At 67.5% G+C, this 25,919-nt stretch carries 18 protein-coding genes; 5 read left to right on the top strand and 13 right to left on the bottom strand.

All coding sequences use genetic code 11. The features are described 5' to 3' along the window. The first annotated feature begins 316 nt into the window (after positions 1–316). Complete coding sequence (locus tag RZE79_RS25890) at positions 317–3,427, top strand: autotransporter outer membrane beta-barrel domain-containing protein (protein WP_319357416.1); 3,111 nt, start codon at positions 317–319, stop codon at positions 3,425–3,427. A 20-nt stretch (positions 3,428–3,447) separates the two neighbouring features. On the opposite strand, the gene RZE79_RS25885 is transcribed toward RZE79_RS25890, so the two are convergent. The 5 genes from RZE79_RS25885 to RZE79_RS25865 all read right to left on the bottom strand — a co-directional run bounded on the left by RZE79_RS25885 (position 3,448) and on the right by RZE79_RS25865 (position 7,722). Then, positions 3,448–3,870 (bottom strand): ribbon-helix-helix domain-containing protein, encoded by a 423-nt coding sequence (locus RZE79_RS25885; protein WP_319357415.1) that lies wholly within the window; start codon positions 3,868–3,870, stop codon positions 3,448–3,450. A gap of 75 nt (positions 3,871–3,945) precedes the next feature. After that, complete coding sequence (locus RZE79_RS25880; protein ID WP_159272943.1) at positions 3,946–4,524, bottom strand: DJ-1/PfpI family protein; 579 nt, start codon at positions 4,522–4,524, stop codon at positions 3,946–3,948. 141 nt (positions 4,525–4,665) lie between these two features. Next, on the bottom strand, positions 4,666–5,520 hold the full coding sequence (locus RZE79_RS25875) for a carbohydrate ABC transporter permease (protein ID WP_319357414.1): 855 nt from the start codon (positions 5,518–5,520) through the stop codon (positions 4,666–4,668). Next, the gene (locus tag RZE79_RS25870; RefSeq protein ID WP_319357413.1) at positions 5,517–6,407 is read right to left on the bottom strand and encodes a sugar ABC transporter permease; all 891 of its coding nucleotides are present in this window, start codon (positions 6,405–6,407) and stop codon (positions 5,517–5,519) included. Before RZE79_RS25870 ends, RZE79_RS25875 begins: the two co-directional genes overlap by 4 nt. Before the next feature lie 91 nt (positions 6,408–6,498). Then, the gene (locus tag RZE79_RS25865) at positions 6,499–7,722 is read right to left on the bottom strand and encodes an ABC transporter substrate-binding protein (RefSeq protein WP_225616798.1); all 1,224 of its coding nucleotides are present in this window, start codon (positions 7,720–7,722) and stop codon (positions 6,499–6,501) included. A 330-nt stretch (positions 7,723–8,052) separates the two neighbouring features. Between RZE79_RS25865 and RZE79_RS25860 the strand changes: the two genes are divergently transcribed. Genes RZE79_RS25860 through RZE79_RS25850 form a run of 3 tightly spaced genes read left to right on the top strand, consistent with a single transcriptional unit; the run spans position 8,053 to position 11,533 of the window. Further along, positions 8,053–8,841 (top strand): SDR family oxidoreductase, encoded by a 789-nt coding sequence (locus tag RZE79_RS25860; protein WP_319357411.1) that lies wholly within the window; start codon positions 8,053–8,055, stop codon positions 8,839–8,841. Between the two features lie 34 nt (positions 8,842–8,875). After that, the gene (locus RZE79_RS25855; protein ID WP_319357410.1) at positions 8,876–10,072 is read left to right on the top strand and encodes a sn-glycerol-3-phosphate ABC transporter ATP-binding protein UgpC; all 1,197 of its coding nucleotides are present in this window, start codon (positions 8,876–8,878) and stop codon (positions 10,070–10,072) included. A 3-nt stretch (positions 10,073–10,075) separates the two neighbouring features. Beyond that, positions 10,076–11,533: an aldehyde dehydrogenase family protein gene (locus RZE79_RS25850; protein WP_319357409.1), complete on the top strand. Its 1,458-nt coding sequence runs from the start codon at positions 10,076–10,078 to the stop codon at positions 11,531–11,533. 33 nt (positions 11,534–11,566) lie between these two features. On the opposite strand, the gene RZE79_RS25845 is transcribed toward RZE79_RS25850, so the two are convergent. The 8 genes from RZE79_RS25845 to RZE79_RS25810 all read right to left on the bottom strand — a co-directional run bounded on the left by RZE79_RS25845 (position 11,567) and on the right by RZE79_RS25810 (position 20,912). Further along, the gene (locus RZE79_RS25845; protein ID WP_319357408.1) at positions 11,567–12,505 is read right to left on the bottom strand and encodes a LysR family transcriptional regulator; all 939 of its coding nucleotides are present in this window, start codon (positions 12,503–12,505) and stop codon (positions 11,567–11,569) included. 42 nt (positions 12,506–12,547) lie between these two features. Beyond that, positions 12,548–14,032 carry a D-aminoacylase gene (locus RZE79_RS25840; protein ID WP_319357407.1) on the bottom strand — a complete coding sequence of 495 codons (1,485 nt, stop codon included), beginning with the start codon at positions 14,030–14,032 and terminating at the stop codon, positions 12,548–12,550. Between the two features lie 20 nt (positions 14,033–14,052). Then, positions 14,053–15,360: an amino acid deaminase gene (locus RZE79_RS25835; RefSeq protein WP_319357406.1), complete on the bottom strand. Its 1,308-nt coding sequence runs from the start codon at positions 15,358–15,360 to the stop codon at positions 14,053–14,055. Then, on the bottom strand, positions 15,357–16,343 hold the full coding sequence (locus tag RZE79_RS25830) for an ABC transporter ATP-binding protein (protein ID WP_319357405.1): 987 nt from the start codon (positions 16,341–16,343) through the stop codon (positions 15,357–15,359). Before RZE79_RS25830 ends, RZE79_RS25835 begins: the two co-directional genes overlap by 4 nt. A gap of 157 nt (positions 16,344–16,500) precedes the next feature. Further along, positions 16,501–17,538, bottom strand: a complete 1,038-nt coding sequence (locus RZE79_RS25825) for an ABC transporter ATP-binding protein (RefSeq protein WP_319357404.1) — start codon at positions 17,536–17,538, stop codon at positions 16,501–16,503. After that, complete coding sequence (locus RZE79_RS25820; RefSeq protein ID WP_062482920.1) at positions 17,538–18,377, bottom strand: ABC transporter permease; 840 nt, start codon at positions 18,375–18,377, stop codon at positions 17,538–17,540. The genes RZE79_RS25825 and RZE79_RS25820 overlap by 1 nt, the downstream gene beginning before the upstream one ends. Before the next feature lie 3 nt (positions 18,378–18,380). Then, positions 18,381–19,322, bottom strand: a complete 942-nt coding sequence (locus tag RZE79_RS25815; protein ID WP_153282131.1) for an ABC transporter permease — start codon at positions 19,320–19,322, stop codon at positions 18,381–18,383. Between the two features lie 9 nt (positions 19,323–19,331). Then, positions 19,332–20,912, bottom strand: coding sequence for an ABC transporter substrate-binding protein (locus RZE79_RS25810; protein ID WP_319357403.1), 1,581 nt, complete (start codon positions 20,910–20,912; stop codon positions 19,332–19,334). A gap of 227 nt (positions 20,913–21,139) precedes the next feature. On the opposite strand from RZE79_RS25810, the gene RZE79_RS25805 reads away from it, so the two are divergent. Beyond that, a complete protein-coding gene (locus RZE79_RS25805) occupies positions 21,140–25,876 on the top strand; it encodes an RICIN domain-containing protein (protein ID WP_319357402.1) in 4,737 nt (1,578 codons plus the stop codon). Positions 25,877–25,919 lie beyond the last annotated feature (43 nt).

Below are 25,919 nucleotides of genomic sequence, written 5' to 3'. Positions count from 1 at the left end.
AGGGTGCCTTTTCTTTTGGGCGCGTCGGTGCCGCGCGTGGCGCGAAAGAGTGTGCTGTGCAAATGTCACATGTTACGCACGGATACGCGCCAGGGTAGACCGTCTACCGCACGCCCTGGCAGAGGCGGTGCGGCCCCGTATCCGGTAGGCCGCTCCCATTTCAGGGTACCCCCTTGCAGGGATACGCGTAACCGGCACCCGTTCTTACATTTTTGACTTGCACATCCGAAATCGTCGCCGTGTGGAGGAGCCAGCCATTGCTGCTGCACACGGATTCCAACCTGCTCAGTCAGTGAACGAAGAGGGAGTTGAAGTCATGAACCAGATCTTTCGAACCCTGTGGAATCCCGCCGCCGGCACCTGGGTGGCCGCGCCGGAAATCGCGCGCGGCCACGCGCGATCGTGCAGCGGGGGCGGCGTGCGCGTGGTGGCGGCCGCGGTGTCAGCGGCGGCCCTGTGGGTGTGCGTCGTGCCCGTGCTCGCGGCCGGCGGCGCGGGTGGCCAGCCGATCGGCGACCCGTCGCTGAACGCGGGCGCTGGCGGCAGCGATGGCACGGGGGGCAGCGGCGGCTTCAATGACAACACGGTCAATGCTTTCGGCGGCGCGGGCGGATCGTCGACGCCGGGCGGCGTCACGGCGGGGGCCAACGCCAGCATCGGCAGCTTCCCCGGTGCCACGCCGGGCGCCGGCGGCGCGGCCGGCACCACCAGTACGCCCACCGGTCCCGGTGCGTTCCAGGGCGACGCCGGTGGCGCGGGCCAATCGCAGACCGGTGACGCGGCCAACGGCAACGGCTACGGCGGCGGTGGCGGCGGTGGCTTCCAGGGGATGTCGATCGCCAACAACGTGGCCAACTCGTCCGACAGCTACACGGGCGGCATCGGCGGCGCGGGCGGCAACGGGTACTGGGCGGCCGGCGGCGGTGGTGCCGGCGGCTACGGCTCGATCCTCATCGGTCCGCTCGGCAGCTACACGGCCACGGGGTCTTCCACGGGCGGCGCGGGCGGGCAGGGCGGGAATGCCTTCTCGCAGGCCGGCGGCGGCGGCAGCGGGGGCGGCGGGTTCTACCTGAATGCGACCAACCCGGGGCTCAGCTTCAACAACTCCGGCTCGCTCACGGGTGGCGCGGGCGGTGCCGGTGGGGCCGAGTTGTTGCCCGCCCGTATCAACGCTTCGGGCGGCGGCGGCGGCGCAGGGGGCATCGGCGCGACGCTCGCGGGCGTTGCCGTCACCGTCGGCAACAGCGGTTCGATCACGGGCGGCGCCGGCGGCGCTGGAGGTGCGGCTGGCGGCGGCGCGGGCGGCACCGGTTCACCGGGCGCCGGCGGCGACGGCGGGGCGGGCGTCGCATCGATCGGCGCGGGCGCAACCATCACCAACACCGGCACCATCGCCGGTGGGGCGGGCGGCGTCGGCGGGGCCAGCAGCAACGGCGGCCCGAGCGGTGCCAACGGCGCGGGCGGCGCGGGCGTGACAGGCGCGAATCTCGCGCTGACCAATGGCGGAACCATCGCGGGCGGCCTGGGCGGCGATGGCGTCACGCGCGCCGCGGCGGTCGCGTTCACGGGCGGCGCCAACAGCCTCACGCTGAACACCGGCTCGTCGATGACGGGCGCGATTTCGATCGGCGCGGGCGCGACCGCCAGCGTCGTGGCGGGCGCCGCTGGCCTCACCGTGAGCAACGCCCTGCTGCTGGGCGGCACGGGCACGATCGACACCAACGGAAACAACCTGGCGTGGACCGGCGCAATCTGCGGCGCCAGCGATCTTGTGAAGATCGGCGTGGGCGTGCTGACGCTGAGCGGTGCCGACACCCATGCGGGCGCGACCAACGTGGCGGCGGGCACCCTGCGCGCGGGCGCGGCCAACGTGCTCAGCAGCGTGAGCCCCTTCACCGTGGCCACCGGCGCGACGCTCGACCTGGCCGGCAACAGCCAGACCCTCGCGTCGATGGCGAACAGCGGCAGCGTGTCGCTGGTGGGCGCGGTGCCCGGCACCACGCTCACCGTCAACGGCCCATGGGTGGGCAACGGCGGCACGCTGCGACTGGGCACCGCGCTGGGCACCAGCGCGAGCGCGAGCGATCGGCTCATCCTGAGCGGCGCCACCGCCGTGGCCAGCGGTACGACGAATGTGCAGATCACCAACCTGGGCGGCCTGGGCGCGCTCACCACCGGCAACGGCATCGAGGTGATCAGCGCCATCAACGGCGCGACCACCACTGCGCAGACGACCAAGAGCGCGTTCCTGCTGGCCGGCACGCACGTCGATGCGGGCGCCTACGAGTACCGGCTGCATGCGGCCGATGCCACCGGCGCGGGCGAGAACTGGTACCTGCGCTCGACCACCGCGCCTGTTACCCCTGCCACGCCGGTGACGCCCGGCACACCGCCTGCCGGCGGTGGCGGCACGGGCACTGGCGCCGCAGACGGCGTGCCCGTGCTCGTCGTGCCGACCTACCGCGCCGAAGTGCCGCTCTACGCGGCGCTGCCCGAGCAGCTGCGCCAGTCCAGCCTCGCGATGCTCGGCAACCTGCACCAGCGCACGGGCGACGACCTGGTCAGGGGCGCGAACACGGCCACGCCCGCGCAGGGCTACCGGCAGGCTTGGGGCCGGATCATCAGCACCGAGCGCACCATCGCGCAGGGCGGCACCGTGAGCCCCACGAGCAAGGGGCGCCTCACGGGCTTCCAGGCCGGCACCGACCTGTGGGCCAACCCCGACTGGCGCACGGGCGTGTACGTCGGCCAGCTCGACGGCGACATGCGCGTGAACGGCTTTGCCAGCGGCCTCGCGAACCGCGGCGTGGGCAGCAACAACCAGAAGAGCGAATACCTGGGCGCCTATGCCACCTGGAAGCACGCCAGCGGCGTGTACGTCGACGGCGTGTTGCAGGCCGGCCGCCACCGCTACACCGCCTCGCCCGCGCTGGGCTTCTCCCGTGGCGGCAAGGGCAACAGCCTGCTGGCGTCCATCGAGGTGGGGCGGTCGATTCCCATTGCGCCCAACTGGACCGTCGAGCCGCAGGTGCAATTGGTGCACCAGCGGGTGAGCCTGGGTGACACGGGCATCTCCGGCGCCCTTGTGCAGCAGAAGAGCGACAACGGCTGGCGGGCACGCGCCGGCGTGCGCGTGAAGGGCGAGTTCGTCACCAGCGCCGGTCTGCTGCAACCCTATGCGCGGGTGAACTTCTACCGCAGCAGCAGCGGCACCGACGTCACCCGCTTTGTCGGCCCGGCCGGTGTCACGGACATCGCGACGCGCACCGGCGGCAGCAGCACCGAGCTGGCGGCAGGGGCCACGCTGCAGGTGGCCGAGAACACGAGCGTGTATGTGGAGCTGGGCAAGCTGTGGGCGGGCTCCGGCGGCGACGCGCGCATCAAGAGCGGGGTCAATGCGAGCGTCGGCGTGAAGATGCGCTGGTGATCCCGTGCGCCGGGCGGCGTCTACGCATGTCGCCGTGCGACAGCGTGGAGCGTGCGCACGCGCGTCTCGCTTGACGGCTGCGCAGGCGTCGGCCGTCCCCAGCCCTGCGGCAGTTCATGCAGCACGGCGTTCGCATCGAGCGAGCGGATCGCGACCGACGTGTCCGCCGGAATCCGCCCCTGCGCCACCATCGCCTCGTAGCGCAGCGCGCACACGCGCAGGAACGACGCGAAGTTGCCGACCTCGCCGCGCGCCGCAACGAGCTCGTCGTACAGCCGCTCGATGAGCTGCACCACGGCCATGCCGTCGCGCTGCGCGATCTCTTCGAGCACCTGCCAGAACAGGTTCTCGAGCCGGATGCTGGTGACCACGCCGTGCAGCCGCACCGAGCGCGTGCGCGCGTCGTAGCTTTGCGGATCGGCGCTGATGAAGACTTCGCACATGGGCCATCTCCTTTGCGAGCGTGCATGAGTCGGGGCGACGCGGCACTGTAGCGCCGCCCACGCACTTGCGTCAGGTCAGTGTTCGATGCGCGTGCCGAGCACCACGAGGAACTGCGACAGCCACGCCGGATGCGCCGGCCAGGCCGGTGCGGTGACGAGGTTGCGGTCGGTCACGGCCTGGTCGACCGGAATGCCCATGTACTCGGCGCCGGCCAGTTCCACCTCGACCTGGCAGGCCGGATACGCCGACACCTTGCGGCCCTTGATGAGGCCCGTGGCCGCGAGCAGCTGCGCGCCGTGGCAGACGGCGGCCACTGGCTTGTCGGTGGCGAGAAAGTGGCGGGCGATCTCGACCACGCGGCTGTGCATGCGCAGGTACTCGGGCGCACGGCCGCCGGGGATCACGAGCGCGTCGTAAGCCTCGGGGCGCACCTCGTCGAAGGTGGCGTTCAGCGTGAAGCGGTGGCCCGGCTTTTCGCTGTAGGTCTGCGCGCCTTCGAAGTCGTGGATGGCGGTGTGCACCCAGTCGCCGGCTTTCTTGTCGGGCGCCACCGCATGCACGGTGTGGCCGACGGCCAGCAGGGTCTGGAACGGCACCATGGTTTCGTAGTCTTCGGCGTAGTCGCCGCAGAGCATCAGGATCTTGCGAGCCATCGGGTTTGTCTCCTTCGGATGAGGTGGTGCGAAACCGGCCGGCGCAGGGTGCGCGCCGGCCGTCGCCGCATTATTCGAAGGGGGAGGGCGCAGTGGGTAGCAGCGGGCTGTGATGCCGCCGCGGCCCCAGCGTGCCGCTGGCTACTTGACCGAGCCCGCGGTCAGGCCTTGCACCATGTAGCGCTGCATCCACGCAAACAAGATGGCGACCGGGACCACGGCGCAGATGGCGGCGGCCATCACCAGCTCCCACTGCACCACGTACTGGCCCGCGACCATGTTGGTGACGAGCACGGTCAGCGTCTGCTTCTCCGTGGAGCGGATCAGCGTGTAGACCACGGCGAACTCGTTCCATGCATTGACGAACGTGACCAGCGCCGTGACCGCCATGGCCGGCAACGCCAGCGGCAGGAACACCTTGCAGACCGTGCGCACCGGCCCGGAGCCTTCGAGCCAGGCCGACTCTTCCAGGTCGCGCGGAATGGTCTCGAAGTACGAGGTCATCATCCAGACGGCAAAGGCAATGCCGAAGGCGCCATAGGCCACCACCACCGACAGGCGCGAGTCGGTCATGTTGCCGCCGTCGAACCACGGCAGGCTGGCCGCCATCTTGAACAGGCCCACCACCAGCAGCACGGGCGAGATCATCTGCGTGATGAGCAAGAACTGCCGGTAGCCGCCCTGGCCGCGAAATTTCAGGCGCGCGAGCGCGTAGGCGGAAGGCACGCTGACGGCAATCGTCAGCACCGTGGCGGAGAGCGACACCAGCAGGCTGTTCAGCAGCGCACGCCCGAAGCCGGTCTGGGTCCACATGGCGGAGAAGTTGCTCCACTGCCACTGCTGCGGCAGCCAGCGGGCCGGATAGACGTAGATCTCGGAAGCCGGCTTGAGCGCCGTGAAGAACATCACCGCGAGCGGAAAGATGACCACGACCACCAGCGGCAGGAGCAGCAGCCAGCACCAGAGGCTGCGCACGAGCTTGTCGGAGCGGATCATGTGGCGGCCTTCGCGGACTGACGCTTTTGCAGGCGCAGGTAGAACACGGTGAAGGCCAGCAGCAAGGCCAGCATCACGAGCGAAATGGCTGCCGCTTCGCCGGGGCGGCCCATGCGGAAGCCCAGCTGGTAGAGCCAGGTGACGAGGATGTGCGTGGCGTTGTCCGGCCCGCCCTGCGTCATGATCCAGATGATGGGGAACGAGTTGAAGACGTAGATCACGTTCAGCACGATGGCCATGTGAATGAAGGGCTTGAGCAGCGGCAGCGTGAGCCGGCGAAACTGCTGCCAGCGCGATGCGCCTTCGATGTCGGCCGCTTCGTAGATGTCCTGCGACACCGACGACAGGCCGCCCAGAAAGATCGTCACGGTGAAGGGAATCGACACCAGGATGCCCACCCCCACTTCGACCCAGAAAGCGAGCTGCCCGTCAGCCAGCCAGTTGATCGGCTCCTGGATGACCCCGACCATCGCGAGGCTCGCGTTGACCATGCCGTACTGCCCGTTGAAGGACCAGGTCCAGACGATGGCCGTCATGGTCAGCGACACCGCCCAGGGCAACATCACGATGGTGCGCGCCACGCCCCGGCCATAGAAATCCTGCTGCAGGATGAGCGCGATCGGCACGGCGCACAGCACCGCGCCACCGACCACGCACACCGTCCATTGCACCGTGCGCCACACCACGTGGGCGAACACCGGGTCGGTGAACACGGTGCGAAAGTTGTCCAGGCCGTTGAAGGCCCGCAGCAGGCCGAAGCGCGAGATGTCGTGCACCGACTGGAACACCAGCGTGGACAGCGGGTAGGCCAGGATGAAGATCGTCAGCAACAGGCTCGGCGCAATCAGCCCCCAAGCCAGGGCCGGACCTCGAACGGGATTCTGCATAGGGCAATTCGATCGGAATGGGCGTGGTTAGGCGTGGTGCGACACGCGGGAAGCTGGCGCAGCCCAGGGGCTGCGCCCCGAGCTTGCTGGCTTACTTCTTGTTGAGCTTGGTGTTGGCTTCGGCCGCGGCCTTGTCCAGCGCCGCCTTCGGTTCTGCCTTGCCCTGGTAGATGGCCTGCAGCGCATTGGTGACGGCCTGCGCCGAGTCTTCCCAGCCGGCGACCAGCGGCGCGAAGCGCGCGTTGGGCAGCAGGGTCACGAACTCGGACAGCACCGGGTCGTCCTTGAACACCGGGTCGTTGGCCACCTCGCGCGTCACCGGCATGAAGCCTTCCCCCTGGTCGAACTTCAGCCGCGCGTTCTTGGAGAACATGAAGCTCAGGAATTTCTGGGCGGTTTCCTTGTTCTTCGAGGTCTTGAACATCATGATCGAGTCGGTCACGCCGAAGGTGATGTCCTTGCCGCCGTTGGGCACGCCGGTGATGCCGTATTTCAGTTGCGGCGCGTCCTTGGCGATTTCCTTGGCCAGCGGCGGCAGCGAAATGACCATGCCCAACCGCCCCTGCTTGAACAGGTTGTGCAGGTCGTAGCGCGTGTTGCCGGCCACGCCGGGCTCGGTCAGGCCCTGGTCGATCATGCTTTTGTAGAGCGTGGCGGCTTTCACCCCGGTCGGCGAATTGAAGGCGGCCTTGTTGCCGGCATCGAGCACGTCGCCTCCCATGCTCCACAGCGCGTAGTAGAAATAAGTGTCGGTATCCAGGTCCTTGCCCTGGATGCCGTAGCCGTAGGCGCCCGTCGCCTTGATCTTTTTCGAGGCGGCAATCACGTCGTCCCAGGTCTTGGGGCCATTGGGAAAGCCTGCCTTGCTCAGCATGTCCTTGTTATAGAACATGGCGCGCACGCTGGCCGCAATGGGCAGCGCATACGGTTTGCCTTTGATATTTCCGGCATTCAGGAAGGCCGGAATAAAGCGCTCCTTGAAGGCCGCATTGGCGTAATTGTCGACCGGCTCCACCAGGTCGTCGTTCACGAAATCGCCCACCCAGCGGGTGGCGACATGGGCCAGGTCGGGCGGGTTGTTGCTGGCGATTTCCGCCTGCAGTTTCTGCTGCATGTTCTCCCAGCTTCCCACTTCGACCTTGACCTTGTCTCCCGGGTTGGCCTTCTCGTATTCCCGGGCCAGCGCCTCCAGCCAGGGGCGCGTGTTATCGCTGTAGCTGGACATGGCGATGCGGATATTTCCCGCGTGGGCCGTGAGGGAGGAAAGGCCCAGAAGAATTGCGCTGGCCAATAGAGTTGTATTTCGTTTTTTCATATTTAATTCCTCGTAAGATTATTGAAAATGAATTAAATCCACGTCTGCTTCTGCTGCGATCAATGCTTGCGCTTTTTTATCTTACGAGGCGGCCAGATCACGCCATAGATAGAGCTAACCCTTGATTTCTAAAAACTAGAACCCTGCGTGCGAAATATTGAAGGCCCAATGCCGATGGCGTCCTGTACGCTCCAAAATTCGAGCTCGAATTGCGCGCGGTAATTCATCGCCGCCCGGTCGGGAGAGATATTGGCAATTCACAGGGCGCATTGCGTGGACAAATTAATTTCGACCCCGTCTCCGGTTCATTCCCACGCGTCGCCGCGGCGCGTGACGCTGGTCACGGGCGCCGCGGGCGGTATCGGTCAGGCCCTGTGCCGCCGCGTGCTGCAGGCCGGTGACCGGCTGATCGCGCTGGATCACGACGCGGTCGCACTGGACCGACTGGCGGGCGTGTTGGCAGGGCAGGGCGTGAGCGCCGACGATCTGGCGCGGCTGCATCCTTTGGTGGCGGACGTCACCGATTGCGCAGGCCTGTGCGAGAAGGTGGCCGCGGCCGCCGCGGTGGTCGGGCCGGTGGACGTGCTGGTGTCGAACGTGGGCGCCGCGCGCGGGCCGACGGTGCGCAAGACCACGCCGCAGGACTGGCAGGCCGACATCCAGCTCAACCTCAACGGCGCGTTCCATTGCGTGGAGGCGGTGCGCCACGCCATGGTCGAGCGGCGCAGCGGGCAACTCGTGCTCATCGGTTCGGTCAACGCGCTCACCACGCTTGGCCACCCGGCCTACAGCGCGGCCAAGGCGGCGCTCGTCAGCTACACCCGCTCGCTCGCCATGGAGCTGGGCGGCTATGGCATCCGCGCCAACATCGTGCTGCCGGGCACCGTCAAGACGCCCGCCTGGCAGGCGCGCGCCGACAAGAACCCGCAGGTGTTCGAGCAGTTGAAGAAGTGGTACCCGCTGGGCGACTTCGCGACACCCGACGACGTCGCCGATGCCGTGCTGTTTCTGGCCTCACCCGCCGCGCGCGTCATCACCGGCGTGGCGTTGCCGGTGGATGCGGGTCTCATGGCGGGCATCCTGCCGATGGCCCGTGAGATCACCGTCGAAGACTACTGAGCCGCGACCCCTTCCACAACTACAAGGAGACCCCATGGCTCAGGTTCAACTCAAGCAACTGCGCAAGGATTTCGCGGGCGTGCCCGTCGTGCACGGCATCGACCTGGACATTGCCCACGGCGAGTTCGTCGTGCTCGTCGGCCCCTCGGGCTGCGGCAAGTCGACGCTGCTGCGCATGATCGCGGGGCTGGAGCCCATCAGCGGTGGCGAGCTGCGCATCGGTGGCGCACGCGCCAACGACCTGTCGCCGCAAAAACGCAACATCTCGATGGTGTTCCAGAGCTATGCGCTCTACCCGCACCTGTCGGTCTACGAGAACATTGCCTTCGGCCCGCGCACGCGCGGCGAGGCCGAAAGCGACTTCCGACCGCGCATCGAAAAAGCCGCCGGCCTGCTCAACCTCACGCCGTACCTGGACCGCCTGCCGCGTGCGCTCTCGGGCGGACAGCGCCAACGCGTCGCCATGGGCCGCGCCGTGGTGCGCGAGCCCGCGCTGTTCCTCTTCGACGAGCCGCTGTCGAACCTGGATGCGCAGCTGCGCGTGCAGATGCGCGCCGAGATCAAGGCCCTGCACCAGCGCCTGGGCAACACCATGGTCTACGTCACGCACGACCAGGTGGAGGCCATGACCATGGCCGACCGCATCGTCGTGATGCGCGCGGGCCGGGTGGAACAGGTCGGCGCACCGCTCGAGCTCTACGACCGCCCGGTCAACCGCTTCGTGGCGGGCTTCATCGGCTCGCCTGCGATGAACTTCACGCAGGGGCAGGTGCATCGCGAACACGGCCGCACCTGGCTCGCGCTGCCCGACGGGCAGACCTGGCATCTGCCCACTTCCGGGTGCACGCCGCTGCTGGCCGATGGACAGCACATCCTGCTGGGGCTGCGGCCCGAGCATCTGCAGTTGGCCCCGGAGGGCCTGGCGCTGCGTGTGATCCTCACGGAGTCGACGGGCGACAAGACGCAGATCTACGGCACCGTGGCGGGCAGCGAGACGCCCTGGTGCGTTTCCGTGCACGATCGGGTGGCCCTCAAGCCAGGCGACGTGGTGCACCTGCAGGTCCGCGATGCCGCATCGACCCATTGCTTCGATGCGCAGACCGAGCGCCATGTGGGTGTCGCGGCCCCCGCGCCGGCCGGGCACAGGCCGTCCGTGTCCAGCGTGGACTTGCGTGCCAGCGGCAGCGAAGGCCCGCGCCATGCCGCGTCGATCGCGTATTCGTACGGCTAGACGATGAGCAGCAACCGCATGCCCGACGTCGAAACGGGCAACCACATCGGCGGGCGCTGGGCGACCACCGCCGACACGATGCCAGTGGTCAACCCCGCCAATGGCGACACCATCGCCACGGTGCCCCGGTCAAGCCGCGAGACGGCGGACGCGGCGGTCGCCGCCGCCAGGGCCGCAGCCTTCGATTGGGCCGCCACGCCTGTGTTCGAGCGCGCTGCGATGTGCATGGCGATCGCGACATCGATCGATGCCGCGCGCGGGGCCATCGCGCACACGCTGTCGTGCGAGCAGGGCAAGGTTCTGGCCGAGGCGCAAGGCGAAGTCGCCAAGGCCGCCGACGGCTTCCGGCTCGCCGCTGAACTCGTCAAGCAGATGGGCGGGAAGACGCTGCCGGCGGAAGACCCGCGCAAGCTCGTCCTCACCCTGCGGCAGCCGCGCGGCGTGTACGGCGTGATCACGCCCTGGAACTTCCCGGTCAACATCCCCGTGGAGTACCTCGCCCCCGGCATTGCCACCGGCAACACCCTCGTCTGGGTGCCTGCGCCGTCCACCGCGCTCGTGGCCTGCGCGCTGATGGCAGCGATCCAAAGGGCCGGGCTGCCTGCCGGCGTCGTCAATCTGGTGATCGGCGAGGGCGCGACCGTGGGCGATGCGGTGGTCGTGCACCCGGACGTGACCGCCATCGCCTTCACCGGCAGCACCGCGACGGGCCAGCGCATCGCCGAGCGGGGCGCCGGCAAGCCGATGCTGCTCGAGCTCGGAGGCAACGGGCCGTTGATCGTTTGTGAAGATGCAGACCTTGATGCAGCAGCCGCTGCAGCAGCCGGCGGCGCGTTCTTCAACGCGGGGCAGGTGTGCGCGGCGACAGGGTGCGTGCTGGCTCATTCCAACGTGGTCGACCGCCTCTGCGACAAGCTGGTCGCCAAGGCCGCCGAGCAGGTGCTGGGCGATCCCTTGCATCCCGCGACGACCATGGGCCCGCTCAACAACGCCAAAGTGGCGGCCAAGGTGCGCGCGCATGTGGACGAGGCCGTGGAACAGGGCGCGCGCGTGCTGCATGGCGGCCGGGCGCGGCCGGACCTGGGCAGCGACCTCTTCTTCGAGCCGACCGTGGTGCGCGACGTCACCCCGGCAATGCGGCTGTGCGCAGAGGAAACCTTCGGCCCCGTCGTGCCGGTCATCGCCTTCGAGGACGAAGCGCAGGCCCTGCAGATCGCCTTGCAGAACGACTACGGACTCTCCGTCGGCGTGTTCACCCACGACATCGGCCGCGGCATCGCGATGGCCAAGGCGATCCCCGCCGGCATCGTCAACATCAACGCGGGCACGACCTGGTGGGAACTCCACCTGCCCTTTGGCGGTGGCTCCGGCAAGAAAAGCGGCATCGGCCGGCTGGGCGGCATGCACACGTTGGAGGCGATGACCGAGGTCAAGATGATCACGGTCACGCTGCCGGGTTGAGCCTCTCGACGCCGAAGGTTCCGCGCGCCGGAACTATTCCGACTTTCCCTTCGCGCGCCCCGGCTTCACGGGCCGCTGCCACCCTTGCATGTACGCGATCAGCGACTGCGACAGGTGATTGGCCGCGAGCGACAGGCGCCGGGAATAGCTCGCGACCAGCGTGGCGCGCGCCGAGCGCAGCGACGCATCGGTGAGCGGAATGGCCACCACCTTGCCGGCCTCGATCAGCGGCGCGACCACGTCGCTCGGCTGGAAGGTGATGAGGTCCGACTCCGCGACCAGCCGGCTCGCAAAGGACAGCGAGTTCGTCTCGACCGCAATGTTCAGCTTGAACTTGCCCTTGGAGCTGACGCGGTCGACCAGCTGGCGCAGGCCGAAGGAGCGGTCGGGCAACGCAAGCGGCGCATCGGCGACCTGCGCGAGCGTGCAGCTGCGCAGTTGTGCCAGCGGATGCTGCGGCGACGCGATCACGCACAGCGGCTGCTCGATCTTCTGCAGCTCGATGAGGTCGGGCCGCGGCGAAGCGCCGAACAGAATGCCCAGGTCGTACTTGTGCTCCGCCACCGACTCGCCCACCGCATGCGAGCCCATGAGGTCGAGCGAGAAGGTGATGCCCGGGTGCGTGCGGATGAAGTTCGGCATGAAGCTGGTGAGCAGGCCGTGCAGGATGCCTTCCACGCAGCCCACCCGCACATGGCCCTTGGCCAGTGTTTCGTACTCGTGGATCTGGCCCTTCAGGTCGGCCAGCTGCGTCTTGTTGTCCTGCGCATAGCGCAGCAGCAGCTCGCCGGCCGCGGTCAGCGCCATGCCGCGTGCGTGGCGCTCGAAGACGGGGACACCCAGCTCGTCTTCCAGCAGCGCGATCTGCCGGCTCACGGCGCTCTGGGCGACGAAGAGCTTTTCCGCCGCCACGCGCACCGAGCCAAAGGCCGCGACCTCGTAGAAGTACCGAAGGGTTGTGGATTCGATCATGCGTGCACTCTACGGGATGGCAGGGACGAGGCGCGGCGACGTTCAGTTCGCGGCGCGTGCCTGCCGTGTCAGCATGCGCCCCGCGCGTGCGAGCACCCGCGCCTCGCTCGCACCACGGTACGCGAGAACGCCGTTCACGAACACGTGTTCGATCCCTTCGCTCACGCCCAGCGGCTGGTCATAGGTCGCGGTGTCGGTGATGGTCTCGGGGTCGAACACCACCACGTCGGCCATCGCGCCGACGCGCAACAGGCCGCGATCGGCGATGCGCAGGTTGCGCGCGGTCATGCCCGTCATCTTGTGCACGGCCTGCTCCAGCGTGAAGAGCTTGCGCTGGCGCCAGTAGCGCGCAAACACGCGCGGAAACGCACCCCACAGCCGCGGGTGCGGGTGCCGGTCGTGCGGCAGGCCGTCGCTGCCGATCATGGTGCGCGGATGCGCGATGACGCGCTCCACGTCCTCTTCCTGCATCAGGAAATAGCACGCACCGCCGGGTTTCAGGCGCAGGCTGGCCTCCTTCTCCGTCGTGCCCCACTCGCGCGCGATGTCGGCGATGAGGCGGCCGGTCATCTCGGGATGGGGCTCGGACCAGGTCAGCAGCACGTCGATGACGCCATCGACCATGTCTTCGCGCAGCACGGTGGAGCCGGCGACGTACGGGTAGACGTCCATCGAGATCTCCTGGCGCTGCGACAGCGCGTCGATCAATGGAAGCGTCTCTTTGGTGCGGCCCCAGTTGGGCGGGCTTGCGCATTTGTGGTGCGAGATGATCAAGGGAACACCGGCTTCAAAAGCGGAGTCGCCGGCCTCGTGCATCGCTTCGATGATCTGCTGCATCTCGCTGCGCAGGTGCGTGGCGTAGACGCCGCCGTGGCGCGCCACGACACGCGCAAGCGCGGTGACCTCTTCGGCCGGTGCGGCAAACGCCTCTTCGTAGAACAGGCCCGACGACAGGCCGTGCGCGCCTGCGGCCATGCAGTCGTCCAGCAGCGCGGCCATGTGTGCCAGCTCATCGCTGTTCGCGGGCCGGTCGAGTGCCTGCATTGCCGCGAAGCGCAGCGTGGTGTGGCCCACGAGCGCGGCCACGTTGAGCGCGGGCTGCGTCGCATCGACGGCCGCGCGGTACTCGGCCATCGTCGCGTGCTTGAACGAATCGGCGCCCAGCAGCGTGAGCGGCGGCTTCGACTGCGGCGTGCGGTACGGCGCCAGCGAAATTCCGCAGTTGCCCGTGACCACGGTGGTGATGCCCTGCGACACCTTGGGCAGGCACAACGGGTCGCGCAGCACGATGGCGTCGTCGTGCGTGTGGGCGTCGATGAAGCCGGGCGCGATCACCTTGCCGCGGCAGTCGACCACGTCGACGTCCGCGATGTTCAGTCCCTCAGGCAGCCGCGCGCGCAGGCCTTCGCCGAGCGCGAGGATGCGATCGCCCTGCAGCAGCACGTCGCCGGGCCACGAAGGGCCGCCCGAGCCGTCGACCACGAGGCCGCCTTCGAGGAGCGTCGCGCCGTTCTTCTGTGTGTTCATGACTGGATTCGTTGACTTGCTTAGAAATGAATCACGACTGCATCGCTCACGCGGTAGTCGTTCTCGACCACGGGCATCCAATGCCACTTGTCGAAGGTGGTGCAGGGGTGCGAGATGCCCAGGCCCACACGGTCACCGACGACCGGTGCTTGCGCTTCGTCATTCGCGTCCCAGCGCAGGTAGGCGTGCTGGTCGTTCAGCGCCGTGACCTTCCAGCTGGCGGGCACCGCATGCGACTGCAATGCACCGCGTGCCGCGTGCGCAATGGGGATGGGCATGGACATGTCGAAAGAGATGTCGCGCTTGCCGACCGACAGGATCGCCAGGCCCGGCTCGGGCCGCGACTGCACGTTGGCCCAGACCTCCATCGCGGGTGTCAGCCCTTCGCCGCACTCGCACCCCATGCGCTCATCCGCCACATTCACCATGCGCCTGTAGAAGCCATGGTCGTGCGTGACGTAGCAGCCCGAGCGCAGCAGTCCGCGTACCGGCGAACCCAGTGCGGGTTTCAACCGCCCAGCCACGAGGTCGAAGATGGCCGAGCCGCCGGCCGAGACCAGCACCTCGTCGGTCTCGAAGAGTTGCTGCGTGTCGCAGTGGCGCGCCACGGCTTCGATGCGGTCCATCAATGCCTTGGCAAAGGCCGTGTCCTGCTCGGTGGACCCGGTGGCATTCAGGCCTTCGTAACTCTCGATGCCCACCAGCTTCGCGGCGCTGCTGGCATGCACTGCGCTGGCCACGGCGACTGCTTCGTCGTGCGTGCGGCAGCCGGTGCGCCCGCCGTCGATACCGATCTCGAGCATCACCTCGAAGGGCACGCTGGCGGGGTTGCGCTTCGACCAGTCTTCGATGAGCGCCAGCTGCGCGATCGAATCGATCAGGAACACGACGCGCAGGCCGGCATGCGCGCGCAGCAGCATCTGGATGCCCGCGAGGTCTTCGTCGCTCACCACCTGATTGGCGATGAGCGTGCGACGCACGCCGGCAGCCACGCCTACCGCGAGCTGCGTGACGGTGGCAAAGGTCAGGCCCCACGCACCCGCGTCCAACTGGCGCTGGAACAGCTGCGGCGACATCGTCGTCTTGCCGTGCGGCGCAAGGTCGATGCCCCATTCGCGCACGCGCGCCTGCATCCATTGGAGGTTGTGCTCGAGCGCTTCGCGCTTGAGCACGGCCAGCGGCAGCGGAAGGTCACCAGCCAGCACGTTCCAGCCGGCGGCGCCGATTTCACTGCGTCGGCGCGGTGCCTGGGTGCGCGGATAGCCCTTGAAGTTGCTGCCCAGCAGCGGGTCGATGAAGTCTTGGGTAGCAGAAGCGGTATCGGTCATGGTCGTGCAACGGCGATGTGGGAGAGCAATTCTTTGCGGATGCAGGCGCTGTAGTGTCCTGTGGAAATCTCATCCAGGCTGGGCACCGTCTGCGCGCAAGCCTCGATGGCGTGCGGGCAGCGCGTGCGAAACACGCAGCCCGAGGGCGGCGAGATCGGGCTGGGAATGTCGCCCTTCAACGCGATGCGCTCGGTGGCCATCTCGGGGTCGGGCTTCGGGCTCGCAGCCAGCAGCGCTTGCGTGTAGGGGTGCGAGGGGCGCGCGAACAGCTCGTCGGTGGTCGCCACCTCCATCACCTTGCCCAGGTACAGCACCACCACGCGGTCGCACAGGTACTCGACCACATCGAGGTCGTGCGAGATGAAGAGCATGGTGAGACCGAGCCGCTCGCGCAGGTCGGCCAGCAGGTTGATGACCTGCGATTGAATGGACACATCGAGTGCCGACAGCGGCTCGTCGGCCACGATGAACTCGGGCTCCACGGCCAGCGCGCGCGCCACGCCGATGCGCTGGCGCTGGCCGCCCGAGAACTCGTGCGGAAAGCGGCTCGCATGCTCGGGGCGCAGGCCCACCGTTTCGAGCAGCTCGGCGATGCGCTTGTCGCGTGCGGCGGCGCCCTTGTGCAACCCGTGCGTGGACAACGCCTCGCCGAGGATGGCGCTGATGCGCATCTTCGGGTTCAGGCTGGCGTACGGGTCCTGGAAGATGATCTGCAGCTTGCTGCGCAGCTTGCGCATGCGCTCGCCGGAGAGGCCGCCGATGTCCTCGCCGCGGTAGAGCACCTGGCCCTCGGTGCGTTCGACCAGGCGCAGCACGGTGCGGCCGATGGTGCTCTTTCCCGAGCCCGATTCGCCGACGAGGCCGAGCGTCTCGCCGGGGTGGATCGCGAAGGACACGTCGTCGACGGCGCGCACGGGGCGGTCGCTGCTGCCGAAGTATTTCTTCAGGCCGCGGACTTCAATGAGGGGGACGGCGGTGGTCATCGTGGGCTTTGGGTATTGGCTCCCTCCCCTTCCGGGGGAGGGCTGGGGTGGGGGCACGACGGCACGGGATGAAGCACTGCGCCGAACGAACGCCGCTTGCCCCCATCCCAGCCTTCCCCCGGAAGGGGAAGGAGCAACACGCCAGGCGGTGCGCTTGTCATGCGACTCTCACCAAAGGCTGGTCCGGCTGCACGCGCACACAGCGCGCCTGGCGGTCCTGGCGGATGTCGATCAGCGGCGGCATCGCACTGCGGCATTCAGGCAGCGCCTGGTCGCAGCGCGGCTCGAAAGCGCAGCCCGGTGGCGGGGCGAGTGGGCTGGACACCTGCCCGCGAATAGCGAACAGCCGCTTGGGTTTGGGCTGCCCAGGAACCCGCGCCTTGCCCGGCAGACACGCCAGCAAGCCTTGCGTGTACGGATGCTCAGGCTGCGCAAAGAGTGGCCGCACGGGCGCTTGCTCGACCACGCGCCCCGAGTACAGCACCACCACGTCGTCGGCATGGTGCGCCACCACACCCAGGTTGTGCGTGATGAACAGGATGCTCATGCCCGTCTCGGCCTGCAGCCGGCGCATGAGTTCGAGGATCTGCGCCTGGATGGTCACGTCCAGCGCCGTGGTGGGCTCGTCGGCGATCAAGAGCGTCGGGTCGCAGGCCATCGCCAGCGCAATCATCACGCGCTGGCGCATGCCGCCCGAGAGCTGGTGCGGGTACTCGTGGATGCGTTGGGCAGCGGCCGGGATCTCCACCAGCTCCAGCATGCGCAGCGCATGGGCCAAGGCCGCCTTGCGGTCGAGCCCGTTGTGCAGGCGCACGCTCTCGGCAATCTGCTCGCCGATGGTGAACACCGGGTTCAGGCTGGTCATCGGCTCCTGGAAGATCATCGACAGCTGGTTGCCGCGCAGTGAGCGCATCTCGCGTTCGCCGATCTGCAGCAGGTCGAGTGTCTTGCCTTCGCGGGTGACGAAAGAGGTCGATCCGCTGACCTGTGCATTCGCGGTCTTGGGCAGCAGGCGCATCAGCGTAAGGCTGGTGACCGACTTGCCCGAGCCCGATTCGCCCACCAGTGCGGTGGTCTTGCCCGGTTGGATGGAGAAGCTCACATCGGCCACCGAGCGGATCAGGCCGTCTTCGGTGGGGAAGCTGGTGCTCAGGTTCGTGACCGTGAGCCTTGGGGTATTCGTGGCGTTCGTCATCACGAGGTCTTCTTGAGCTTCGGATCGAGCAGGTCGCGCACACCATCGCCGAGCAGTTGCAGCGACAAGGCCGTAAAGATGATCGCCAGCCCCGGGAACAGCACGACCCAGAAGGCCTGGTGCGCGTACTGCTGGCTGCCCGCGACCATGGTGCCCCAGGTGGGGATCTCGGGCGGCACACCGACCCCGAGGAACGACAGGCCGGCCTCGGCCAGGATCGCGTAGGCAAAGATGAACGACACCTGCACGAGGATCGGCGACATCAGGTTGGGCAGGATGTGCCGCCACAGGATGCGGGAGGTGCGAACACCCAGGGCGCGCACGGCCTCCACGAACAGCAACTCACGCACCACCAGCGTCGAAGCCCTTACCACCCGCGCGACACGCGGCGTGTAGACCAGCACCAGCGCAAGAACGGTGTTCATCAACGAGGGCCCGAGGATGGCCACCAGCGCGATGGCCAGCAGGATGTCGGGAAAGGACATCATGGCGTCGACCACGCGCATCAGGGGTGCGTCGAGCCGGCGGAAGAAGCCGGCCATCAAACCCAGCACCGTGCCGGCGATGACCGCGCCCAGGGCGGTGAGCGCGGCAATGGCCAGCGAGTAGCGCGCGCCGTGCACGATGCGCGCGTACATGTCGCGGCCCAGTTCGTCGGTTCCGAGCAGGTGTTCGGCGCTGGGGGCCTTCAGGCGCTGGAGCACTGCTGTGTCGTTGGGGTCGGCCGACGCAAACAGCGGCGCACCGACGGCGAGCACGGCGATCACCAGCAGCACCAGGGCGGAGACCATCACGATGCGGCGGTGCATCAGCTGGCGGAGCATTCGAGGCATGCGCATCGTTCAGACCTTCACGCGCGGATCGACGACGGCATACAGCAGGTCGATCGAGAAATTGATGAGCACATAGATCGCGGCGATCACGAGCAGCGCGCCTTGAATGACCGGGTAGTCGCGCCGCAGCACGGCGTTGACCACGAGGTTGCCCACGCCCGGCAGGCCGAACACGGTCTCGGTGATGACGGCGCCGCCGATCATGAGTGCGACCGTCAGTCCGATCACGGTGACGATGGGCACCAATGCGTTGCGCAGCGCGTGCTTGAGCACCACGGTGCTCTCGCTCAGGCCCTTGGAGCGGGCGGTGCGCACGTAGTCTTCACCGAGCACGTCGAGCATCGAGGCGCGTGTGAAGCGGATGATGAGTGCGGAGTTCAAGAGGCCCAGCACGGTGGCCGGCAGCACCAGCGCATGCAGCCGCTCGGCAAACGGCGCATCGGGCGCGCCGTAGCCCGACACCGGGAACCATCCGAAGGACACCGCAAAGATCTGGATCAGCACGATGCCCATCCAGAAGCTGGGGATGCTGGCGCCCAGCATCGCGATGCCGGTGAAGAACTGGTCGACCACACGGCCACGGAACACGGCCGAGACGATGCCGCAGGGCACGCCGATGAGGGCCGCGATGGCCACGGCCAGCAAGGCCAGCAAGGTGGTGGGTTCGGCGCGCTCCCACAGCGCCTGCGTGACCGGGCGCTGCAGGAAGATCGAGGTGCCCAGGTTGCCCTGCAGCACTTCGCGCAGCCAGTAACCGAACTGCACGGGCAGCGGTTTATCGAGCCCGTAGTCCTTCTGCACACGAGCGATGTCGGCGGCGGTGGCCTGGTCGCCCAGCAGCACGGAGATGGGGTCGCCCGAGGCGGCGCGGGTGAGCACGAAGACCAGCACGGCGACGAGGGCCAGCACGGTGAGCATGCCGGCGAAGCGCGAGGCAATGAAACGGAACAAGCGCGCCTCCTACTTGATCTTCACATTCCAGAAGAACGGCCAGTTCGTGGGTTGGTAGTTGTCCAGAGCGGGGCTCTTGGCCGAGAGGGCGTTGAACTTGCCGACGCTGATGTACGGCACCTCGTCGTACACCACCTGCTGCACCTTGCCCCACAGCGCGCCGCGCTTGGCCGGGTCGCTCTCGGTGTTGAAGGCACTCAGCGATGCCTTCTTGGCGGGCGAGTCCCACCAACCCGGTGCACCGTCGCCCAGTTGCGGTGGCGACAGCATGGGTTCGGGGAACAGCCCCGAATGGGTGATGAAGATTTCCCACAGGCGCGGGTCGTTGCGGCGCTGGGTGAGCGTGGCCCAGTCGACCACGTTGAGGTCGACCTTGAAGCCGGCGCGCTTGAGCTGCTCTGCCATCAGGAGCGACATGTTGTAGTGAAAGTCGTACTGGCGGCTGGTCAGCACACGGATCGGCTCGCCCTTGTAGCCGGCCTTCGCGGCAGCGTCCTTCGCCTTGGTGGCGTTGCGCTGGTTGTACTGCTCGGTGCCGGCCGCCGAGTAGAACGGCGAACTCTTGGGGAAGTGGTTCGCTTCCGCGATGAAGAAGCGCGTGTCGCCGAAGCCTGCTGCGAGCATCTCGCCCTGGCCCATCGCGGTCTGCAGGGCCTGGCGCACAGCCTGGTTGGCGAGCGCGCCCTCCTTGGTGTTGAAGACCACCAGCGGAAAACCGAACGCGGGCGTGATGATCGGCAGCGTCTTGCCACTGGCCTTCTCCAGGCGCGGCAGCGCCTCCACGGGCAGCAGGTCGGCAAAGTCGTACTGGCCCGCGAGTGCACCCTCGACGCGCGTGCTGGCGTTCGGCACGGGCACGAAGCGAAGTTCTTCGATGACCGCTTCGCGCTTGCCGCCGTAGCCGCTCGCAGGCTCCTTGCGTGCGCTGTACTTGTCGAAGCGCGTGAGCAACACGAACTGGTCGGGACGGCGCTCCTTGAACTTGTAGGGGCCGGTGCCGACGAAGTCTTTCAGTGGCGAGGCCATCGATTCCTTGGCCATCATCGCGGCCGTGCCATTGCTGGGCAGTGCCAGTTGCGAGAGCAGCGGCGCATACGGCGCCTTCAGCACGATCTCCACGCCCAGCGGGCCCTTGGCCTTGAGCGTCTCGATTTCGTTGCTGACGGCCTTGCCACGCGGCGACTGGTCCATCCAGCGCTGCAGGCTGGCGACCACATCGTCGGCGGTGAGCTCGCGCCCGTTGTGCAGCGCGACGCCCTTGCGCAGCGTGATCGCGTAGGTCTTGCCGTCGGCGGAAATCTTGGGCATGCCCTCGGCCAACATCGGCACCACGTTCCACTTGGCATCGAAGGTGTACAGCGTCTCGTACACGTGCTGCATGATGGTTCCGACCAGGTCGGCGGTCGATGCCATCGGGTCGAGCGTCTGCGGCTCGGCCACCATCGCCAGCGTGGCGAAGTTGCGCGGGCCTTGCGCCTGGACGCTGGGGTGAGGCAGTGCGGTGCACAGCATCGCGAGCAGGGAAGCGCCCAGCAGGCTGCGCTTGGACAGGCGGGACAGGCGCTGGACAACAGGACCGGCGTGAGACATGAGGTGTTCCTTCATGGGCAATCGATGGGCAATGAATTCACTTTTTCAGGCCCGAACTTTGAAGCACAACCCATGCCAAAACATCACCATTTACCCTGATCACTGATCTAACTATTCGAACCCTCCCTTCGAAATTCAATGCCGTTCCCGCATCGATCCGCTGCTAGATTCCGATCGAATCTTTTCCCACCGAAAGATGGCGTCCGATCGAATTTGCGAGGATGACAATGAGCACCAAGAAAGTTCTTGCGGTAGGTTTTCTGTTCGGCTGTGCGTTGCTGACGCATGCGGCGATCACCGGGGTGAACCCCCTCGACACGATCAGGAAGGCCGCCACCAGCATGGCCTCCGCGGCCGCTGAGCTGGTGGCCGATCCGCTGCCGCTGCAGGGCCCTGGCCTCGGCAACCTGACCTACGCGCAGGCCGAGCTGTTCAAGCCCATCTCGATGATCAAGGAAGAGGTGGACACCGGTGTCGGCGCAGGCACCGGCGCCGATGTGCCGAAGATCCCCGGTGGCAGCGTGACGCACCCCACGGCCGGGTACACCAAGTACCACTACGGCCAGAACGTGGGCCTCATGATCAACGGCTACTTCCTGACGACGTTCACGCCCGATGGCGGACTCGGTCCGGGGGGCTTCCTGCTCTACAACGTGTCCGACCCGCGCAACCTCCAGCTTGTGAAGCGCATCTACGAGCCGGACGGCCGCACCAAGGAACTGAGGGAGCCGCACTCCATCGGCATCGCCACCATCGGCGGCAAGCAGTACGTCGCTGTTCCCAGCGTGTTCGGCATCGAGTTCTGGGACTTCACCGACATCAACAACATCCAGCAGGTCAAGAAGCTGGTGCTGCCCAACGTCAACAAGGGCGACTACAACAACGTGAGCTGGCAGCTCTGGTGGCAGGCGCCTTACCTGTACGTGGCGGCGGCGGAGCAGGGCGTGTTCGTCATCGACGCCGCAGACCCCGCGAATGCGCAGCTCGCGAACCGCGGCGCCGGCAAGCCCAACCCGATACCGACCGGTGAGCTCGGCGGCTTTCGCGTGGGGCCGATCTTCACCATGGGCAACCACATGGTGCTGACGTCCATGACCAACACCAGCGGCTTCGCCAGCCTGGACATCTCGGACCCGTTGAATCCCAAGGTGCTCGACGCCGTTGCTGGCTCCACGGCCAGCTACTACTCCACCTGCTTCGACGGCAAGAAGGTCTACGCGTCCGCGCAGGAAAGCGGCGGCAAGATGTACGGCTACGACCTCAGCGACCGATCGCGCTTCGTGGCCGAGGACAACCGGCTCGTGATCAACCAGCAGCTGTACTGCAGCACGCAGGACCACTACGTGTTCCAGGGCGCGCAGAACTACATCCACAAGGTCGATGTGAGCAACCCGCTCAACCATGTCGAGGTCGGCCGCGGCGGACTGTTCGCGACGACGCACCCCGACTTCTCGAGCTCCGACCATGGCCAGGTGTCGCCGTTCGGCAACCTGATCTACGTCGGCAACGACCACGGCTCGGGCAGCGGTTTCATCGTGCATGCGGTGGACCCCGACCTCACCAAGCCCGAAGTGAAGCAGGTCTCGCCCGTGAACGGTGCGAAGCAACAAGCGCTCACCTCGCGCATCGGCCTGGGCATGACCGACAGCATCCTGCCGGAGAGCGTGAACGCCAACACCTTCATCGTGCGCGCGGTGGGCGGCAACACGCTGGCGGGCACCTACAGCGTGCAGCTGGGCATCGTCAACTTCCACCCTGCGCAGCCGCTGCAGCCGGGCACTGCCTACGAGGTGTTCCTGCCGGCCAACGGCCTGAAGGACTATGCGGGCAACGCCCTTGCGGCCGACTACCGCTCCACCTTCAACACCGGCAACGCCAACGACATCAACCTGATGCACCACTGGGCGCTCACGGGCAACCTGGGTGACCAGATCAGCGCCAACAACGGCACGCCCGCCACCGGCGATGCCTTCGAGAGCATCGGCCTGAACTTCGCGAACCGCACCACGGGCGTGCAGCTGAAGAACGACAGCGTGTCTACCACGCTGGGCGGCACGGCCTCGCTGAGCTTCTACATGAAGACCACGCAGGCGGGCGGTGCCAACTCGTGGACCGCGCCCGGCATCTTCGGGCGCGACCAGTCGCCGGGCACGGACGACGTGTTCTGGGGCTGGCTCGACAGCACCGGCAACATCAAGCTGTCGGTGGGCGACAACGCGGGCACGCGTTCGCAAAGCGCCGTGAACGACGGCAACTGGCACCACGTGGTGCTCACGCGCGACGCGGCCTCGGGCGCGCAAGCGGTGTACGTCGATGGCGTGAAGACCACCTCGACCGGCCCCACCGGCTTCAAGGGCCTGACGACCAAGTTCCAGCTGCTGGGGCAGATCCAGGGCAACGCCGCACTCTTCAAGGGCACGCTGGCCGAGGTGCGCGTGTACGGCCGCGTGCTCGGCGACACCGACGTGGCCGCGCTGCGGGCACAGGCCGTGATCGGTGATCCCGGCATCGTGGGCGCACCGAAGATCGTCAACGGCCAGCTGAGCTTCAACCCGGCCACGCTGGGCGCCACCGGCGCGCAGTTCCGCTGGAACTTCGGCGACGGCACGCAGAGCGCGTACGCCTCGCAACCCGGCGTCACGCACACCTACAGCAGCCCCGGCCACTACACCGTGACGCTGACGGTGAAGGCCGCGAACGGCCAGGAGACCTTCTACACCTACAACCTCACGGTGATCGCACCCGTCACGGCGGCGGCGCCGACGCACACGACCAACATCGCGGGCGATGCGAACTCGGTGTATGCGGTGAACCCCGACAGCGGCACCGTGGCCGCCATCAACGCCGAGACCTTCGCCAAGCGCTGGGAAGTGCGCGTGGGCGACGAACCGAAGACGCTGGCCGTGGGCCCCGATGGCCGCATCTGGGTCACGGTGCAGGGTGACGACAAGCTCGTGGCGCTCAACGCAGCCGACGGCACGCTGTCGACGACGGTGCCGCTGGCCTACGGCAGCGGCCCGTACGGTGTCGTCTTCACGCCCAATGGCACCAAGGGCCTGCTGACGCTGGAAAGCAAGTCGGCGCTGGTCAGCTTCGACCCGACGACCGGTGCCGCCACGGGCACGCTCGCCCTCGAAGGCGCCGTGCGCGGCATCGCGGTCGATGCGAGTTCGCAATCGGCCTACGTGACGCGCTTCAAGTCGAAGATGACGGGCGGGCAGCTGCACAAGGTGAACCTGCAGAGCTTCAGCAGCGCCACGCCGATCGCGCTGGCGGTCGACACGACCACGGTGGACACCGAGGCCGCCTCGCGTGGCGTGCCCAACTACCTGAGCCAGGTGGTGATCTCGCCGGACGGCGCGCGTGCGCTGCTGCCTTCGAAGAAGGACAACATCGTGCGCGGCACCTTCCGCGACGGCCTGCCGCTGGAGCACGACAAGACCGTGCGCTCCATCCTGTCGCAGGTGAACCTGCAGACGGCCGCGGAAGTGTTCAGCGAGCAGCTCGACTTCAACGACCGCGCCCCCGCGCGCGCCGCGCTGTACTCGCCGGCCGGCGACTACATCTTCGTGGCGCAGATGGAAGGCAACCGCGTCGCCATCGTCGATGCGTACAACCGTTCGGTGCGCGGCGAGATCAACGCCAGCAGCGCGCCGCACGGCCTGTACCTCGATGCAGGGCGCAAGCGGCTGTACGTGAACAACTTCCTGGCGCGCTCGGTGTCGGTGCACGACGTGGCGCAGGTGCTGTCGTCGGAGTCGGCCGCCCCGGCCTTCCTGCAGAACGTCACCACGGTCGCACAGGAGCCGATGGCCGCCGCGGCGCTGCGCGGCAAGCAGGTGTTCTACAACGCGTCCGACCGGCGCATGAGCATGAACAACTACATGTCGTGCGCGAGCTGCCATGCCGATGGCAGCGACGACGGCATGGTGTGGGACTTCACGCAGCGCGGCGAGGGCCTGCGCCGCACCATCAGCCTGCAGGGCCGCCGCGGCACGGGCCACGGCAAGCTGCACTGGACCGCCAACTTCGACGAGGTGCAGGATTTCGAGCACGACATCCGCAACGAGTTCGGCGGCACGGGCTTCCTGACCAACGCGGACTTCTCGGCCACGGGCGATCCGCTCGGCGTGCCGAAGGCGGGCCGCAACGCGCAGCTCGATGATCTCGCGGCCTACCTGAACTCGCTGAACAAGTACATGCGCAGCCCGGCCCGCGCGGCGGACGGCAACCTCAGCGTGGACGCGGTGCGCGGCCAGACGGTGTTCAACACGGCGCAGTGCGCGACCTGCCACACGGCCGGCAGCCTGCGCGACGGGCTGCGGCACGACGTGGGCACGGTCCAGCTCTCGTCGGGCAAGGGCAGCCACCAGCCGCTGGCCGGCGTGGGTTTCGACACCCCGACGCTCTACGGCACCTGGAGCAACCCGAGCTTCTTCCACAACGGCCAGAAGGCCACGCTGCAGGACGTGCTCGCGGGCGGCCATGGCAACGCCTCGAGCCTGCCGGCGGCCGATGTGCTGGCACTCGGCGAGTTCGTGAAGTCGTTCGACACCGCACCGGCGGTCGACACGCGCATCCGCTCGGAGGTCAGCAACCTGTGCGTCAACGTGTCGGGCGGCTCGACGGCCAGCGGCGCGACGGTGGTGCAGTGGGCCTGCGGCAACGGCAACAACGAGACCTTCACCGTCAACAGCAGCGGCGGCTACACGCAGTTCGTCGCGAAGCACAGCGGGCTGTGCCTGGCGCAGGGCAATACCAACGCCGGCGGCGGCCCGCTGGTGCAGCTGGCGTGCACGGCGGGCATGGCCACGCAATGGAGCGTGGTCGGGGCGACGCTGCGCAACCGGGTGTCCCCCAACGCGTGCCTCGATGTGCCCGGCTCTTCGACCACGCAGGGCACGGCGCTGTCCACCTACGCCTGCCATGGCGGGGCCAACCAGCGCTGGAGCCAGATTCCCTGAGCGCTTCTGCGCCTTCTCTTTTTTTCTCTCGCTCTCCAAAAAG

It is taken from the genome of Variovorax sp. EBFNA2 (assembly GCF_033802765.1).
GTDB classification, from domain to species: Bacteria; Pseudomonadota; Gammaproteobacteria; order Burkholderiales; family Burkholderiaceae_C; genus Variovorax; species Variovorax paradoxus_H.
Note: the sequence above shows the minus strand (reverse complement) of the source record. Positions and strands in the feature narration are given on the sequence as shown.